Origin of the sequence: Pseudoalteromonas sp. D15MCD-2, assembly GCF_038562745.1 — a bacterium.
Taxonomy (GTDB): Bacteria; Pseudomonadota; Gammaproteobacteria; order Enterobacterales; family Alteromonadaceae; genus Pseudoalteromonas.
This window is the reverse complement of sequence record NZ_JBCFQE010000001.1, coordinates 24,650-40,887: the sequence shown is the minus strand read 5'-3', so window position 1 is coordinate 40,887 and position 16,238 is coordinate 24,650. Positions and strand designations below refer to the sequence as shown.

Genomic DNA, 16,238 nt, shown 5'->3' with positions numbered 1-16,238 from the left:
TTTAAGGCTATTAATGTTTCTTCCAGCCACTCCAAACATCGTCTTGTTGGTTAGCTTTATTTTTTTTCTTTTTCTTACCTGTTCCCGCAGGTTTCGCTACGGGCTTATCGTTTTTAAGTGCCTGTGCGGCATCGAGGTTTGCTTGATTTACGGTAAAACCTGCCACTTCTTCGCGCTCTAAACGAAATTTATTTTTCTTTTCAATGATTTTAAAATGATGAAAGTCTTCGTAATCAATCAGTGATAACGCTAACCCAATTTCACCGGCGCGACCACTTCGGCCAATACGGTGTATGTAATCGGCAGGGCTACGGGGTAAATTGAAATTAATCACTACAGGCAATTTAGCAATATCTAAACCACGAGCAGCAATATCAGTGGCAATTAACACCTCAATTTCGCCATTTTTAAACTTTTCGATTACGTGAGTACGCTCACTTTGGCCTTTATCACCATGAAATACTTGTGCATTGATGCCACGCTTTTCAAGCTTATTTGCTAAATGCTCACAATCTTTTTTTGCATTCACAAAAATCAGCGTTTGGCGCCATTTATGGTTTTTTATCAAGTGCGCTAAAACCGTGGTCTTCTCACCTTTATTAACGGTAAATACACGCTGTACTAGAGTGCTCTCCTGTTTGCTTTGAACTTGTATTTCTACAGGGTCATTTAACAGCTTTTGGGTTAATAATTTAACCTGCTCTGGAAACGTTGCTGAAAACAGCATTGTTTGTTTTTTAGCGGGCATAAGTGCTAATAGCTCAGCAAGTTCTTCGGTAAAACCAAGACTCAACATGCGATCTGCTTCATCAAGCACTAGGGTGTTTACGCTATCAAGCTTAATAGCATTGCTTGAAATCAAATCAAGTAAACGACCAGGAGTTGCAACGATAATATCTGCACCACCTCGCAATGCTTGCATTTGCGTATTAACTGACACACCACCAAATACAGCAACGGTTTTAATCGCACCATTAAAATTTGCAGAGTACGATTTAACGCTATCAGCCACTTGCACCGCGAGTTCTCGGGTTGGCACTAAAATAAGCCCTGATACAAAGTTACCTTTGCCTTGTGCTTTTTTATCTCCCTTATCTAAAAAGCAATTTTGCAACATAGGCAAAGCAAATGTCGCTGTTTTACCTGAACCGGTATTTGCTCCTGCAATTAAGTCACTACCCGCTAAAATGCTTGGAATTGCTTTTGCCTGAATAGGTGTTGGCTGGGTATATTCAAGATCCGCCAATCGAGCAAGTAGCTCTGGAATAAGGCCAAGTTCGTTGAAATTGCGAGAGTTTGTGGCTGAGGTCATAAAAAGTGTGGGCTCATTACTAAAATAGCCTGCGATTTTAGCGCATTTATTGCCCGGTAAGTAGGAATTAGTGAGTTAAATACCTTTTAGATAACAGTCACTGGTTTATGATAATTGCTCAATATTAAAGGGGCACTTAAAAAGCCAACAGCTAAGTTGGCCATATTATTAAACCTTACTCAACTGTGCTTCTAACCTCGTTTTTGTCTCTTTTAAGTAATCTGGGTAGGGATACGAGTCATCTGCAACAGCGATTGCAGCCTCGATTTGAACTAATGCTTGGCGAGTATTACCTTGCATTTCATAGCCATATGACAAAGCTGACAGTGCATACGCTGATTTTGGGTAGTTTTTGATATTGTACTTAAACACCTCAATAGCCCGCTCAAATTGCTGGTTATCCGTTAAGCTGTAACCCAGCATCCGAACAGCGCGGTCTGGTGGCGCTATTTGCTCGCCCCATTGCTGAGATAAACGTTGATAATAAACATCAATTGATGAAACATCATCGCCTAGTGCACTCAAAGGCATATGTTTAGATAAAAATAAGCCATGGTACGCATTAAATGCCCCAGCAGCTGAGGTTAGGTTATGCGAAACACCTGCAAAGGCATCGCTCTTAAAGCGCAGATTTTGCGCTTTACTATTTTGCATCGTTTGCTGCATACCATCGTATCTTTCGCGCATAATGCCGGCTTCTTCACCGATATTCATATATACATAGCTGTTAATACTTTTAGCTTTGGTAACAAAGGTATTTAGACTCTTAGCCGGGGCGCCATAGTTCCACCATACTGCAGGGCTATAAGCAATGTGCGCTTGAAATAACTCAGGGTCAGCCTGCATAGCGTAAAGAGCAAATACACCCGCAGCTGAGGCTCCTGCGATAACTCTATAATCATGAGTACGATACTGTTTATTAACCAAAGGCATCAGTTCTTGCTCTACGAAAGCTAAAAACTTTGCTGCACCACCGCCTTCGCCAACAGGCCCTTGTGGTTCTTTGTTCACTGTCGGATAAAAATCTCTAAGTCGATTAGTGCTTTCAATTGCAACTACAATCACCTCTGGCGCTTGATCATTTTGTTGTAAGCGCTCAAGCACAGCATTAATCAATGGTAAATTACCGGCCCCATCTAAACGATAAATAACGGGATACCTTTTGTTGGGATGTGTTTGATAGCTTTTTGGCAATTGCACAACGACAGTGCGTTGCTCACTAAGATTACTTGATTCGATAGTATGCGTATGCTGGCTGTAATGTGTAACCGCATCATCTGCAGCTGGTTGAGCCATTACATGGCTAGTACAGAGTAAAAAACCACTAATACAGAGTAACTTAAATAGTCGCACGACTTATCCTTAAGAAATATTGGTAATTTTTTAAGCTAACAGAATTGCAGGTACAAACAAAGATAACTTATGTACTTTTTTCGTAAAAAAGTACATGTAAGTCATTCTTTTACTAAAGCGTATGACGCAATATTTGCCCAGCGCTTTTACCCGTCATGCCATCCGGTGATTTAATGACTTGGCCATTAATAATGACGTATTGAATTCCTTCTGCGTACTGATGTGGTGCGCTAAACGTTGATTTATCAGCAACCGTCGCAGGGTCGAGTATGACAATGTCAGCAGCATAGCCTTGTGCTATCACTCCTCGGTCAGTTAGGCCCATTCTTGCTGCGGGTAAACTGGTCATTTTACGTATTGCATCAGGTAACGAAATCACTCCTTGTTCACGCACATAATGACCTAGTACTCTGGGGAAAGTGCCGTACCCACGTGGATGTGGGTTGCCTTTACCAAGTTCTGAACCACCCGCATCGGTGGCGATTGCAGTAATTGGGTAAGCCATGATGTACTTAACATCATCTTCATTAATAGCGTGGAAGATCCCCTGAGCACCGCCATTTGCTTGAATTTCCATAGCAAGTTCAGCTGCTTCATCAATACTTTGCGCTCGCCCTTCACGTTTTAATACTTCAGCAAAGGTTAGCCCATCCCATGTTGGGTTTGCCGCATAATGCGCTATTTGCAACCTTGCGGGGTCACCACCGCCTCTGTCTTCACGGATATTTTTGATCAAGCCTTGTTTTATTTTTTGCCTTAACTCTGGATCTTGTAGGCGCTTTTCAACTTCAGCTTGGCCACCAGCCAATGACCATGCAGGAAATAATATAGCAAATCGCGTAGAAGAAGCCGTGTAAGGATACTGATCGAGGGTGACATCGAAACCCACTTTGCGAGCATCGCGAATCATCTGAATAGTGTGCTTACTCTCACCCCAATTTGGATGACCAATCAGCTTATGATGAGAGATATGCACAGGAATACCGGTCTCTTTTGCAATATCGAGCACTTCATTCATCGCCGTGACAATCTCTGCGCCTTCGTCCCGCATATGAGAGGCAAAAAATCCATGCTGAGCATGAGCTGTTTCGGCAAGCACCTTTACCTCAGCAAAGTTTGAGTACACACCAGGAACATATTTTAGCCCAGTCGATAAACCAAACGCCCCCTGTTGCATCGCTTTATCTACCAGTGCTTGCATTGCTTTTAACTCATCAGCAGTGGCAAGTCGTTGCTCTTCACCCATAACAGCTTTACGAACATCATTATGGCCAATTAATAAGGCTAAATTTGGCCCTAGAGGTGAACGCTCGGTTTGCGCAAAAAATTGCTTAAAGTCGACAGGAGAAAAACCACAGTTACCGCCCAAAATAGTGGTGATACCCTGCTGCACTAAGTTATCGAGCCGAGGCAGCTCTGCAATTGAACGCTCAGCATGGGAATGTAAATCGATAAAGCCCGGCGCTACAACCTTGCCATTGGCATCTATAACTTGTTGAGCTTTGTCAGCCGCCATATCACCAATTTTAGTGATCTTGCCGCTTTCAATACCAACATCTGCGCGAACCGCTTTGCCACCACGACCATCGAGCAACATCGCGTTTTTGATGATGAGATCAAAAGATTGTCCATAAGCAATCCCCGAGCTGAGTACTAATACGGTCAATCCTATAGAGGTTAAAACACTGCGCTTTTTCATTGTTATTATCCTTAGCCAGAGTGTTTAACCATCCTAATCAATTGCAATACAAATTGCATCAGTGAACACTAATTAAGCAAATTATAGACACAAAAAAGCCGGCTAATTAGCCGGCTCTTGATGCTTTAACTTACTCAACCGTCACCGATTTTGCTAGGTTTCGAGGTTGGTCTACGTCGGTGCCTTTAATAACCGCAACGTAGTATGAAAGTAGCTGTAATGGAATTGTATATACAACTGGAGCAATCACGTCATCTACATGGTTTACGTTGATTACACGCATTGTTTCGTCAGATTCAAACGCTGAGTCTTTGTCTGCGAATACATAGATAATACCGCCACGGGCACGTACTTCTTCTACGTTTGATTTAAGCTTTTCAAGTAGTTCGTTGTTTGGTGCTACAACAATGATAGGCATGTCAGCATCAATCAACGCAAGAGGACCATGCTTAAGCTCACCCGCTGCGTATGCTTCTGCGTGAATGTACGAAATTTCTTTCAGCTTAAGCGCACCTTCCATTGCGATTGGGTACTGTGAGCCACGACCCAAGAATAGTGAGTGGTGCTTATCAGCAAATTCTTCAGCTAAATCTTCAATCCCTTCAGCAAGAAGTAATGCTTCTTCTAACTTGTTAGGAAGTGTTTTAATTGCATTTACAATCGCACCTTGCTCTAGGCCTTTTTCTTGGGCAATAGATGCTGTTAGCATTAATAAGCCAACAAGTTGTGTGGTGAAGGCTTTAGTTGATGCAACACCAATTTCAGCACCGGCTTTAGTCATAAAGGCTAAATCAGATTCACGTACTAATGATGAACCCGGCACGTTACAAATGGTCATTGACGCCATGTAACCTTGCTGTTTTGCAAGACGAAGTGCAGCAAGCGTATCGGCTGTTTCACCAGACTGTGAAATGGTCACAAGTAAGCTATTTTCATGTACAAATGATTCGCGGTAACGGAACTCAGAAGCAATCTCGACGTTACAACTCACGCCTGCGAACTGTTCAAGCCAGTAACGAGCAACCATACCTGAATGGTATGAAGTACCACAGGCAATAATTTGCACGTGTTTTACGTCTTTAAAGATTTGCTGAGCACTTTCGCCAAAGGCATCGATCGCTACAGTGTCATTAACTAGGCGGCCATCAAGGGTGTTACGTACAGCAAGTGGCTGCTCGTAAATTTCTTTCAGCATGTAGTGACGATATTCGCCTTTACCTGATGCATCTTGCGTAATGTTTGATTCAATCACTTCGCGCTCTACTGCGTCGCCGTTTGCATCAAAGATTTCAACACTGTCGCGAGTAATACGAGCAACATCGCCTTCTTCAAGGTAAATAAAGCTACGTGTAACAGGTAATAGAGCAAGTTGGTCAGAGGCAATAAAGTTTTCGCCAAGACCTAAACCAATCACCAGTGGGCTACCAGAGCGCGCTACGATGATTTCGTTGTCGTTCGCTTTATCAAAAACAACGGTACCAAATGCACCTTCAAACTGCTTCACAGCAGCCTGTACTGCAGCTAAAAGCGTATCGTGTTGTTGGCGAAGTTGGTGAATAAGGTGCACCATGACTTCAGTATCTGTTTCTGATAAAAACTCATAACCGTCGCCTTTAAGCGCATCACGTAGACTGGCATGGTTTTCGATAATACCGTTATGAACTAGGGCAATTTCGCTGTTCGAAACATGTGGGTGAGCATTCGCTTCAGTGACACCACCATGAGTTGCCCAGCGTGTATGTGCGATACCTGTAGTACCATTTACTGCTGCATCATTCAGTGCCGCTTCAAGATTAGCAACCTTACCCACTGCTTTTACAGTGTTAAGCTCAGTACCTTTAAGTAAAGCCACACCAGCCGAATCATAGCCACGGTATTCAAGGCGTTTAAGGCCTTCTACAAGAATTTTATTTACTGGGCGTTCTGCAACAGCCCCAACGATTCCACACATAATTTCTCCTTTTGCACATGCCAAAGCGTTCTACTTTGGGCGGTATGTGTTGTCATAAATGATGCGTAATAAGGTGTTGTCGGTCTTATTACGGGTTATTCAATTTCTGCACAGATCAGCTGTACACCACATGCTGTTATCGCCTCGCGCTTGTCTGCGCTTAGGTTGTTGTCTGTGATAACAGTGGTTACGCGCTGCCAAGGCAGTTCTAAATTCGGTATTCTTCGGCCAATTTTTTCTGACTCAACCAGCACCACTACCTCACGGGCAGCTTCAGCCATCACTTGGCTAAGCCCCACTAATTCATTGAAGGTTGTAGTACCTCTATCAATATCAATGCCATCGGCACCAATAAAGAGCTGGTCAAAGTCGTAAGAGCGTAGAACATTCTCAGCAACTTGGCCCTGAAACGATTCTGAATGTGGATCCCAAGTTCCGCCGGTCATCAAAAGTGTTGGCTCATTTTCTAATGAAAGCAGCCGGTTAGCGACATTAATAGCATTTGTCATCACCACTAAACCGCGCTTACTAGCAAGCTCTGGGATCATCGCTGCTGTAGTGCGGCCGCTATCAATGATGATGCGGTTATGATCTTTAATAAGCTTTGCAGCCGCTTGGGCGATTGCCATTTTGCGAAGCGAGTCGCTTTTCTCGTTGCTATTTGCAACGATTTCTTGCGGCAGTGCAATGGCACCACCATAACGGCGTAGCAACAAGCCACTTTTTTCAAGGGCTGTCAGATCTTTACGTATCGTCACTTCAGAAGTTTGAAACTGCTCTGCTAACGCTTCAACAGCAACTTCACCAAGTTCATTCACTTGGCTTAAGATAGTATGGCGACGTTGTTGAGTGTTTCGTTTTGTCATAAAGTGAATTACATAAGTTTCGTTTCGAAAGTTGTGAGATTTTAAACGAAACAATATAAATGGCAAGTGAATACTCGTTAACCTACACAGCTTTAATTTTGATCTTCATCACCAACACGCTAAGCTATTGGCAAATATAACCATGAGTATGCCCGATGAAAGAGTTTAATAGCCTCGATAAGTCCTTACTCGAACAACGAAAAAATACCCATGAAATTTGCCGTTTATTTGCCAAAAGTCCAAGTAAAGGCAATTTAAAACGACTAAAAGGCATGTTTGCTCACTGTGGAGAACAGGTTGTTATAGAAGCGGGTTTTCATTGTGATTATGGCAGTGGTATTAAAATAGGTGATCGAACCTTCATAAATATTAACTGTACTATGCTCGATGCGCCGTTATCTGATGCGCAAATTACGATAGGCGATGACTGCTTAATAGGCCCAAATGTGCAAATACTCGCGGTATCGCATGCAGTAAACCCAACCGAGCGTTTAGCAAAAGCTAACTTTGCAGCACCGATTAGCATTGGAAACAATGTATGGATTGGTGCAGGCGCTATTATACTTGCGGGTATTAAAGTTGCTGATAATGCCGTGATTGGCTCAGGGGCTATAGTTACCAAAGATGTCGCGGCAAATACTTTAGTAGCAGGTAACCCTGCGGTGAAGGTCAAAGACCTTTAAGCCTATATTTACGCGCTAAAGCACGTCCTACCGTAGGTTGTCATTTATGGCGACAAAGAATACATACTAACGCGCTAAAGCACGTCCTACGTAGATCGTCATTTATGGCGACACAAAGAATACATGCTTACGCGCTATAGCACGTCTTACCGTAGGTCGTCATTTATGGTGACAAAGAATACATGCTTACGCGCTATAGCACGTCTTACCGTAGGTCGTCATTTATGGCGACACAAAGAATACATGCTTACGCGCTATAGCACGTCTTACCGTAGGTCGTCATTTATGGCGACAACCAATCACAAAAAAACAGAATTCCAATATGGATAACTACCTAAATTATCAACTAGCTTTTTTCGTAAAGGATTTGCTGCTATGTATCTGGCTACTGCTATTCTACTTTCATCTTTACGTAGTGCATGATCATAGTAAGCAGGTTGCCACACTGTTTGCGAAAAACTGCGTCTCTTATTTATCTCTCTTGCAGAAAGACCTTTTAGATGACCAACTGTTTTACCCAAGCTACTATCACTAAGCCTTAATAAACCATGAAAATGATCGGGCATAAGAACCCAAGTTAACCAACAACATTGATGTATTAATTCATTTATTTCAATACACCTACAAAATACTTTTGCTAAGTTATGATCACTGAACAGTGCTTTTCTGTTATGGCAGTTGAACGTTATGAAATATTCACCTGATTGAATTGAAACTCGTCCTTTCTTTAAATGGCTCCAGCTCATGAAAAATCCTTTTTCATAAAATTGTAGAACATTAAATATAGTAGATTAACGCACTAAAGCACGTCCTACGTAGATTGTCATTTATGGTGGCAAAGAATACACACTAACGCGCTAAAGCACGTCCTACCGTAGGTCGTCATTTATGGCGACAAAAAATACATACTAACGCGCTAAAGCACTCCTTGCCGAAGATCGCCATGTATGGCAATAACACTCCAAACAGGTATTTAGCGAGTAAAAAAAGCCCAGCTGTATTGCTGGGCTTATAGTTGGGAGTTAGTTAACTGTTATTCATATCGTAAGATAAGTGATGGTCTGGTGCTTGCGGCCTTAAAGGCTAAACTTGCAACAGTAACCCAAGTAATGGCAGCCACCGCGACGGCAGCAACTAAATATACCCATACAGCTTGTTCAATACGGTCATTAAAGTTTGCTAACCAATCACCAACTAACAAGTAAGTCACTGGATACGCAATAGCAATACTCACGCCCACCAGCAATAAGAACTCTTTAGCAATGATATTGACGATACTGATTCGTGATGCACCTAACACTTTTCGAACGGCCACTTCTTTTTGACGACGCACTGTTGCAAACGAAGCCAAACCAAAGGTACCTAAACAAGTTAAGAACACAGCAAGACCAGTAAAGATTAAAACTACATTCGAAATTCGCTCATCACCTTTTAACAGAGTTTTATAGTTGTCTGCGAGTAAGTTAATTTTTGGCTCATAGATATTGGCTGAGCTTGCTAATACTTCTGCGATCTGAGCTTTAATATAAGGCAAGTTTTGCTGATCAATCGTTAAAATTAATTCTGATACAGGTGATAAAAAGTTAAAACCACACAAGAACATGATATTAGAGTTGGCATCTTTAGCATTACCTACTTTTACATCTTCAACCACACCCACAACACGCATATCTACGCCGCGACCTGAGTCTTTAATTACCTTACCAATAATGTCACTCATGTTAGTGTAACCCGCTTGCCTTGCGACAGATTCAGTCACGATGGTGCCCGTACTTGTTACTCCATTTGCACGGCTTGCCCAATCACCAGCAAATTCACGACTAAAGTCACGACCAGCAACAAGTTTTAATCCTAGTGTTTTTACAACATCGTAGCTTGCGCCAACAACAGGCGTTAAGCTGCCAGACGCTTCACCATTTGGCCACGTTGGCATAAGTGTATTATTGATTGAAACGGTTAAACGGGTATCAATAACTGTTGTTTGCTGTACGCCTTGAATTGCACTAATACGGTTAACTAAGGCATTTTTTTCTTTTGTGAATACTTCGCCTACAGGTAGCTCTGAAATAACCAATCTTTGTGTTGTTTCATAGCCTAAAGGTAAGCTTTGTAAGTAAGTTAATTGCTTTAACAAGGTAATAGAGGCAATGATTAAACCTATTGCTAGTGAAGTCTGTAAGGTTAGTAAGCTCTTACGAACCCATATTGCTGTATTACCACGCTGTAAGTCACCACTTAAAACGCGCTTTGCACTGAATGACGAGATAAAGAATGCAGGATAAAGCCCAGCTAATATGCCCACAGCAATTGCGACCACAATAATCGCAATGCCAAATTCAGAAGCATAATTCACGCCCAATTCGCGGTCTACTAGTTGGTTAAAGTTTGGTAAAAATAGCTCCACTAAAGCACATGCAATCACCATTGAAAGCATTGATACCAACACAGATTCAGATAAAAACTGCGTTACTAACTGGCCTTTACTTGCGCCAAGCGCTTTACGCACTCCCACTTCTTTTGCACGTTTAGTCGATTGAGCGACGGTCATATTGATGAAGTTAAAACCTGCAATAAGAATAAGTAACACACTTAAACCAACACAAATCATCACCACTTGTTTAGCACCACCTGCTTTCATCTCAAATGGTGATTTAGCCGTTAAGTGCAAATCAAGTAATGGATGCAGCTCTAAACTAACTTGTTCCAGCATCGAATTGCTAAAAAAGCGCTCTGTTAAGGTTTTAGCTAATGCATCTGTATCGGTGCCCTCTGCGACACGCATATAAACATAACTACTGTTGATGTCTATTTTGCTTGGATCATGCTTAACATAAACAAGGTTTTTAAAGGCAAAGTGAGTGTTGTCTGCTAAGTCTGCAAACACGGCACGCACTGTGTATTGTCCTTTTTCATGCGTAAGTGTTTCACCAATCACATCGGTGCGACCAAAAATGCGCAGTGCTTCTGATTCACTTAAAGCGAGGCTATCTGGTGTACTCATTGCTGTTGTTAAGTCACCCGCAATCGTCTTCATAGCAATAAAGTTTTCAATATTTGCTGTAGCACCATATAAGGCATTTAACTTATAGCCTTGGTTGCGGTAACTCACATCAACCATGGCTTCACGAGTCAACTCGACCATAGTTAATCCGAACACTTCTTCAACTTGGCTGTAATCTTCGGCCTGCTTTGACTGCACATAATTAAAAATAGGCACCACAGCTAAACCAAGTTTTGAGAAGTCTTGTCCAACGCGATAAACACGCTCAGCATGTGGCTGTTGGCTATCGTACGAAAGCTCATTTTTTGCAAACAAAGCAACTAGAATTGCCGCAGCTAAGCCCACACTTAAACCCAGAACATTTAAAATAAAGTGCTGTTTTTGGTTTTTAAACGCACGCAGCGCGGTGATCAGATAACTTAAAATCATGTTATGCCACCTCTGCTGTTTGTTGAACACGGTTAGCTTTATCTACCATCACTTGGCCATCAAGTAAGCGCACTAAACGGTCAGCATAATTGCCTTCTTTTTCTGAGTGAGTAACCACAATTACCGTGGTACCTTCGCGATTTAGCTCACGCAGCATCGCCATGACTTCATCACCATTTTTTGAATCAAGGTTACCCGTAGGCTCATCCGCTAAGATAAGTTTTGGATTAATCACCAGAGCTCTGGCTACTGCTACACGTTGCTGCTGACCGCCCGATAGCTGCTGCGGTAAGTGATCTGCTCTATGGTCGATCGCAACACGTTTTAAAATTTCTTCTACTCGCTGTTTACGTTCACTTTTTGAGATATTTTGATACTGTAATGGCAGCTCAACGTTTTCAAATACTGTTAATTCATCAATTAAGTTAAAGCTTTGGAAAACAAAACCAATCGACGCTTTTCTAAGTGCCGCTAATTGCTTTTCACCAAACCCTGCGATGTCTTCGCCTAAAAACTCAAAACTGCCTTCAGATGGCGAATCCAACATACCTAAAATAGAAAGTAATGTTGATTTACCACAGCCAGATGGCCCCATAATGGCAAGAAACTCGCCTTCGTTTACATGTAAGTTAATATTATTAAGCGCTGTTGTTTCAACATCTTGAGTACGGAATACGCGTGATAAGTTAGTTAATTTAATCATTGTTTTTATCCTTAAAATTGTAGTTGCTGTGCTTTATCAAAGTTGCTATAGCTTGAGGTGATCACGCGATCTCCGGCGCTTAGGCCACTTAACACTTCATAATAGTTTTGATTCTTTTTGCCAAGACGAATGTCTTTTCGTACTGCACGATTGCCATCTTTTTCCATGACATAAACCCAGTTACCCCCTGAGCTGGTAAAAAATGCGCCGCGTTCAAGTAATAAAGCAGTGCCTTTGCTATCACCTAGCATCAGCTGCACATCAAGGCTTTGCCCACGCTTTATGTTGCTCGTGCCATTGGGTAAATCGACTTCAACCTGAAACTGTGATTGCTGAACACGGCTATCAATTTTGCTAACTGTTGCTGCAATTTCGCCTTGTTCGTGTTCAATAAGCACTTGCATACCTGTTTGAACTTGGCTCAGGTAAAACTCGTCTAGTCTCACAACTAGCTTGTATTCATTAAGAATATCAATCTGCCCTAGGCGAGCACCACGGCCTTTTGATTCACCAATTTCAACATCAAGTTCACTTAAATAACCATCGGCAGGTGCTGTTACGAGTAAGTTTTCAAGGTTCTTACGCGCAAACTGTAGGTTTTTCTCTAGCATGTCGGCACTGTCTTTTAACTGAGCTACCTGAACTTCACGAATGCTGTTTTCTTGCTTTTGACGCTCAAGGGTTAGTTCTTTACGCGCTTTGTAATACGCTAAGTCTTCTTGAATTTCAGATAATTGTTCTTGTGCTAACACACCCGTTTTAACTAGCGGCTGAGTTTGTTTTAAGCGACGCGATAAATGTGTGATTTTAAGATCGATTTCAAGCAAATCTCGGCGTAAGTTTAAACGGCTGGTTTCCATATTCATTTGCGTGTTGCGTAAAAAGTTAAGTTGCTCAGTCACTTGTGCTTCACGGCTCATTACATCAAGCTGCAAATTGGTATTGCTTAAACGCACAAGTGGTTGGCCTTTTTTAACAAACTCACCTTGCTCAACAAGTCGCTCTTCGACTTGGCCTCCGGCAATGGTGTCGAGGTAAATTGTAGTGCGAGGCATAACCTGACCACGAAGACTTAAAGCATCAACAAATTCACCTTGTTGTACTGTGCTAATCGTTAAGCTTGTAGCAGTTACTTGCTGGCTACGACCTGTTTGCTCAGTTTGTGTGAAACCATAAGCTGCAGCCGCAACAGCTAAGCATGCAGCTGCAATGACTGATTTCTTAAAAAATGCTTTGTTATTTGAGCGTGTAATTTTCTTATCCATGTTGACGCCTTTAAGTTATCTAGGTGCTAATTACCTATAGATAAAACAACTCTTGTGCCAACTTTTATTTTTATTAAATTACAACAACTTACATAAAAGCTAATAAAGATGCATATAATCAAGTGTCCGCTTATAGAACACTTCAAAAGCTATATATCGTCCATAAATGGACACTCTTACTATTTTCAATTAGTCTTAGTGTTCCCATAAAGGAATAATAATAAATAGCTATGAAACAAGCAGGATCAATTCTTATCGTCGATGATAACCCCGACGTACTTATCGCCGCACGATTACTTTTAAAGCAGCATTATCAGGTTGTAAAAACCACAGATAACCCCTTTGATATCGAAGGTATCATTAACGCACAGCATGAGGCAGATCAGGCTATAGATGTTGTGTTACTCGATATGAACTTCACGCAAGACTCAATTAGTGGCAAAGAAGGATTCTACTGGCTAAAAAAAATCATGAGCCAAGACGCTAACATTGCGGTACTGCTTATGACGGCCTACAGCGATATTCAGCTAGCTGTCGAAGCAATTAAAGCTGGTGCCTCTGACTTTATTGCCAAACCTTGGCAAAATGAGCAATTACTCGGTGCTGTTGCAGCGGCATTTTCACACGCTAAAGACAAACAGCAAGTTGGTAAGCTCACAAAACAAAAGCAGGCCTTGCAGCAGTCAATCGGCAATCAACCATTTGAGTTTTTAGGCCAAAGTGATGCCATGCAGCAGGTTTTTTCGGTTATCGACAAAGCAGCCAACACAGATGCCAACATATTGATTAGTGGCGAAAGTGGCACAGGTAAAGAACTCACTGCCCATGCAATCCACAATGCAAGCCAGCGCCAAAGCCAACCCTTCATAAGCCTAGACATGGGCTCACTAGCCGAAAGCCTGTTTGAAAGCGAACTATTTGGCCATAAAAAAGGGGCGTTTACCGGCGCGAAAGAAGATCGCATTGGCCGATTTGAGCTGGCCCATGGTGGTAGTTTATTTTTAGACGAGCTAGGTAATTTACCGCTTAACCAACAAGTTAAACTGCTCGCAGCACTACAAAACAGGCAAATAACACCGGTTGGTGGTTCAAAAGTCATCGATATTGATATTCGTTTGATTTGTGCAACCAATGAAAACCTCGAACAAGCAGTTTCTGAAGGCAAGTTTAGGCAAGACTTACTGTACCGTGTTAATACCGTAGAGATCCGTTTGCCAGCTCTGCGTGAGCGCAGTGAAGACATTCCATTACTATGTAACTACTACTTGCAGCACTTTGCACATAAATACAAACGTGAGCTCTCGATTACGGCATCTGATATGACACGTTTAAGTCAGTATCATTGGCCAGGCAATGTCCGTGAACTTGCGCATGCAATTGAGCGAGCAGCCATCCTCTCAGAAGGCTCAGAGCTCGATATTAGCTCAGTAATAAGCTCACCAAATGCTGCTGTTAGCACAAGTGAGCTCTCTTCAAACGCCACTGACTACGACACTTTTGATCTCGACATCATCGAGCAGAGAACCGTTCGTGCAGCTTTAAAGCATTTTCAAGGGAACGTGAGTCATGCAGCAAAAGCGCTCGGCCTAACACGCGGAGCCATGTATCGTCGTTTAGAAAAATACGGGCTTTAATCGATGCGAAACTTTACTAGCTTAGCCAGTCTATTAGCTGCATTAATAGGTTTATCAATTACTTTGTTTTGGCAAGTAGAGCAAAGCGGGTTTTCTGCAATTTCGGCACTTTTAGGAATTTTAAATTTGGTATGTGCCGCGCAAATTTTTAATTTATTTAAACGCCAAACAAGGCGTGCGGATATGGTGTTTCGCGCTTTAGCGAATGGAGACAGCACATTAGGCTTTGGCGACCAACACCCTATGCAGCAGCAATTTGAGCAGGTTAAACAACAAATTCAGGCTGCACGTTTTAATGCAGAGCAACAAGCTCAGTTCTTACAAGCACTATTAATTCATATCGATTTAGCGGTATTAGTATGTGATGAACAAGGCAATATTATTGAAAACAATCCGGCGGTCAGCCGCTTGCTTGGGCAGGCTGTAAAGCACATCGATGATCTAGGTGTAATAGCAAATCTAGTCCAAGACGCAAAACAAAATAGCCGTAATACCGTGCCATGGCAAAATGGTGAGCAGCACGATACGCTATCTGTGCAAATCAGCATAGCCGAAATACAAGGTAAAGTTCGTAAAGTGATCAGTTTGCAATCGATTCATGATCAGCTGCAATTAAAAGAGCAACAAGCTTATAAGCGCCTTACCAAAGTACTAACCCATGAAATTGCTAATTCGATTACGCCACTTTCTTCTTTAGCACAAACTTGTACGGCACTGCTGCCAACTGAGCTTAGTTTTGATGATCAGGAAGATAAACAAGACTTGCAACTCGCCCTAACAACACTCGCATCACGAACCGAGCATTTAGGGGAATTTATAGCGCAATTTAAAAAGGTTAGTAGCTTACCCGTCCCACACTTACAGCCACATATTCTTGCAGATCTTGCCAAGCAAGTTGTCGCTCTGCACTCACAACAAGCTAAGCAGCTTAATATCAAGTTGAATTTATCGGTGCAAAGCCAACAGTTAGTAATGATAGATAGAGGCCAAGTTGAACAAGTAATAATAAACCTGCTTACAAATGCCCTTGATGTCCTTAAGCAGTTAAATAGTCCAGAGTCAGCAAAGTGCATTGAGGTAAGCATTGCACAAAATGCTAATCAGCAACTGTATTTAGAGGTAGGCGACAATGGTACAGGTATCAGCGATCATGTGATCGAGATGATTTTTGTGCCATTTTTTACTACCAAGCAACAAGGCTCAGGAATAGGCTTAAGTTTATCACGCCAGATCATGCTCAATCATGGCGGCGATCTGGTTTATATCAAACGCCAGCAAGGAGCCTGCTTCCGCTGCGTGTTCGGCTAACTTACATAGTTAGAACACTTACTTACAATTTGCT

At 42.1% G+C, this 16,238-nt stretch carries 12 protein-coding genes; 3 read left to right on the top strand and 9 right to left on the bottom strand.

The window, feature by feature from the left end; translation table 11 throughout:
• Positions 1-10: 10 nt before the first annotated feature.
• The 5 genes from AADY36_RS00170 to AADY36_RS00150 all read right to left on the bottom strand — a co-directional run bounded on the left by AADY36_RS00170 (position 11) and on the right by AADY36_RS00150 (position 7,181).
• Positions 11-1,312, bottom strand: coding sequence for a DEAD/DEAH box helicase (locus tag AADY36_RS00170; RefSeq protein ID WP_342408345.1), 1,302 nt, complete (start codon positions 1,310-1,312; stop codon positions 11-13).
• 168 nt (positions 1,313-1,480) lie between these two features.
• On the bottom strand, positions 1,481-2,608 hold the full coding sequence (locus AADY36_RS00165) for an alpha/beta hydrolase (RefSeq protein WP_342408344.1): 1,128 nt from the start codon (positions 2,606-2,608) through the stop codon (positions 1,481-1,483).
• A 169-nt stretch (positions 2,609-2,777) separates the two neighbouring features.
• Entirely contained in the window at positions 2,778-4,364 is a 1,587-nt protein-coding gene (locus AADY36_RS00160; protein ID WP_342408343.1) for an N-acyl-D-amino-acid deacylase family protein, read from the bottom strand.
• A 130-nt stretch (positions 4,365-4,494) separates the two neighbouring features.
• The gene (gene glmS / locus AADY36_RS00155; protein ID WP_342408342.1) at positions 4,495-6,315 is read right to left on the bottom strand and encodes a glutamine--fructose-6-phosphate transaminase (isomerizing); all 1,821 of its coding nucleotides are present in this window, start codon (positions 6,313-6,315) and stop codon (positions 4,495-4,497) included.
• A 95-nt stretch (positions 6,316-6,410) separates the two neighbouring features.
• Positions 6,411-7,181, bottom strand: coding sequence for a DeoR/GlpR family DNA-binding transcription regulator (locus AADY36_RS00150; RefSeq protein WP_054552250.1), 771 nt, complete (start codon positions 7,179-7,181; stop codon positions 6,411-6,413).
• A 155-nt stretch (positions 7,182-7,336) separates the two neighbouring features.
• Here AADY36_RS00150 and AADY36_RS00145 point away from each other — a divergent pair, with 155 nt between their 5' ends.
• Entirely contained in the window at positions 7,337-7,864 is a 528-nt protein-coding gene (locus AADY36_RS00145; protein ID WP_342408341.1) for a sugar O-acetyltransferase, read from the top strand.
• Between the two features lie 299 nt (positions 7,865-8,163).
• Here AADY36_RS00145 and AADY36_RS00140 read toward each other — a convergent pair whose 3' ends face one another.
• The 4 genes from AADY36_RS00140 to AADY36_RS00125 all read right to left on the bottom strand — a co-directional run bounded on the left by AADY36_RS00140 (position 8,164) and on the right by AADY36_RS00125 (position 13,262).
• The gene (locus tag AADY36_RS00140; RefSeq protein WP_082401671.1) at positions 8,164-8,610 is read right to left on the bottom strand and encodes an REP-associated tyrosine transposase; all 447 of its coding nucleotides are present in this window, start codon (positions 8,608-8,610) and stop codon (positions 8,164-8,166) included.
• 287 nt (positions 8,611-8,897) lie between these two features.
• Positions 8,898-11,294, bottom strand: a complete 2,397-nt coding sequence (locus AADY36_RS00135) for an ABC transporter permease (RefSeq protein WP_342408340.1) — start codon at positions 11,292-11,294, stop codon at positions 8,898-8,900.
• A 1-nt stretch (position 11,295) separates the two neighbouring features.
• Positions 11,296-11,997 carry an ABC transporter ATP-binding protein gene (locus AADY36_RS00130; protein WP_285221723.1) on the bottom strand — a complete coding sequence of 234 codons (702 nt, stop codon included), beginning with the start codon at positions 11,995-11,997 and terminating at the stop codon, positions 11,296-11,298.
• A gap of 11 nt (positions 11,998-12,008) precedes the next feature.
• The gene (locus AADY36_RS00125; RefSeq protein WP_285221722.1) at positions 12,009-13,262 is read right to left on the bottom strand and encodes an efflux RND transporter periplasmic adaptor subunit; all 1,254 of its coding nucleotides are present in this window, start codon (positions 13,260-13,262) and stop codon (positions 12,009-12,011) included.
• A gap of 230 nt (positions 13,263-13,492) precedes the next feature.
• Between AADY36_RS00125 and AADY36_RS00120 the strand changes: the two genes are divergently transcribed.
• Entirely contained in the window at positions 13,493-14,896 is a 1,404-nt protein-coding gene (locus tag AADY36_RS00120) for a sigma-54-dependent transcriptional regulator (RefSeq protein WP_342408339.1), read from the top strand.
• A gap of 3 nt (positions 14,897-14,899) precedes the next feature.
• The gene (locus tag AADY36_RS00115; protein ID WP_342408338.1) at positions 14,900-16,204 is read left to right on the top strand and encodes a sensor histidine kinase; all 1,305 of its coding nucleotides are present in this window, start codon (positions 14,900-14,902) and stop codon (positions 16,202-16,204) included.
• The last annotated feature ends 34 nt before the right edge of the window (positions 16,205-16,238 follow it).

Coding starts and splice junctions, on each gene's coding strand:
- AADY36_RS00130 (WP_285221723.1), bottom strand. CDS start 11,997: ATGATTAAATTAACTAACTTATCACGCGTATTCCGTACTCAAGATGTT.
- AADY36_RS00135 (WP_342408340.1), bottom strand. CDS start 11,294: ATGATTTTAAGTTATCTGATCACCGCGCTGCGTGCGTTTAAAAACCAA.
- AADY36_RS00150 (WP_054552250.1), bottom strand. CDS start 7,181: ATGACAAAACGAAACACTCAACAACGTCGCCATACTATCTTAAGCCAA.
- AADY36_RS00115 (WP_342408338.1), top strand. CDS start 14,900: ATGCGAAACTTTACTAGCTTAGCCAGTCTATTAGCTGCATTAATAGGT.
- AADY36_RS00120 (WP_342408339.1), top strand. CDS start 13,493: ATGAAACAAGCAGGATCAATTCTTATCGTCGATGATAACCCCGACGTA.
- AADY36_RS00145 (WP_342408341.1), top strand. CDS start 7,337: ATGAAAGAGTTTAATAGCCTCGATAAGTCCTTACTCGAACAACGAAAA.
- AADY36_RS00160 (WP_342408343.1), bottom strand. CDS start 4,364: ATGAAAAAGCGCAGTGTTTTAACCTCTATAGGATTGACCGTATTAGTA.
- AADY36_RS00125 (WP_285221722.1), bottom strand. CDS start 13,262: ATGGATAAGAAAATTACACGCTCAAATAACAAAGCATTTTTTAAGAAA.
- AADY36_RS00140 (WP_082401671.1), bottom strand. CDS start 8,610: ATGAGCTGGAGCCATTTAAAGAAAGGACGAGTTTCAATTCAATCAGGT.
- glmS (WP_342408342.1), bottom strand. CDS start 6,315: ATGTGTGGAATCGTTGGGGCTGTTGCAGAACGCCCAGTAAATAAAATT.
- AADY36_RS00165 (WP_342408344.1), bottom strand. CDS start 2,608: ATGGCTCAACCAGCTGCAGATGATGCGGTTACACATTACAGCCAGCAT.
- AADY36_RS00170 (WP_342408345.1), bottom strand. CDS start 1,312: ATGACCTCAGCCACAAACTCTCGCAATTTCAACGAACTTGGCCTTATT.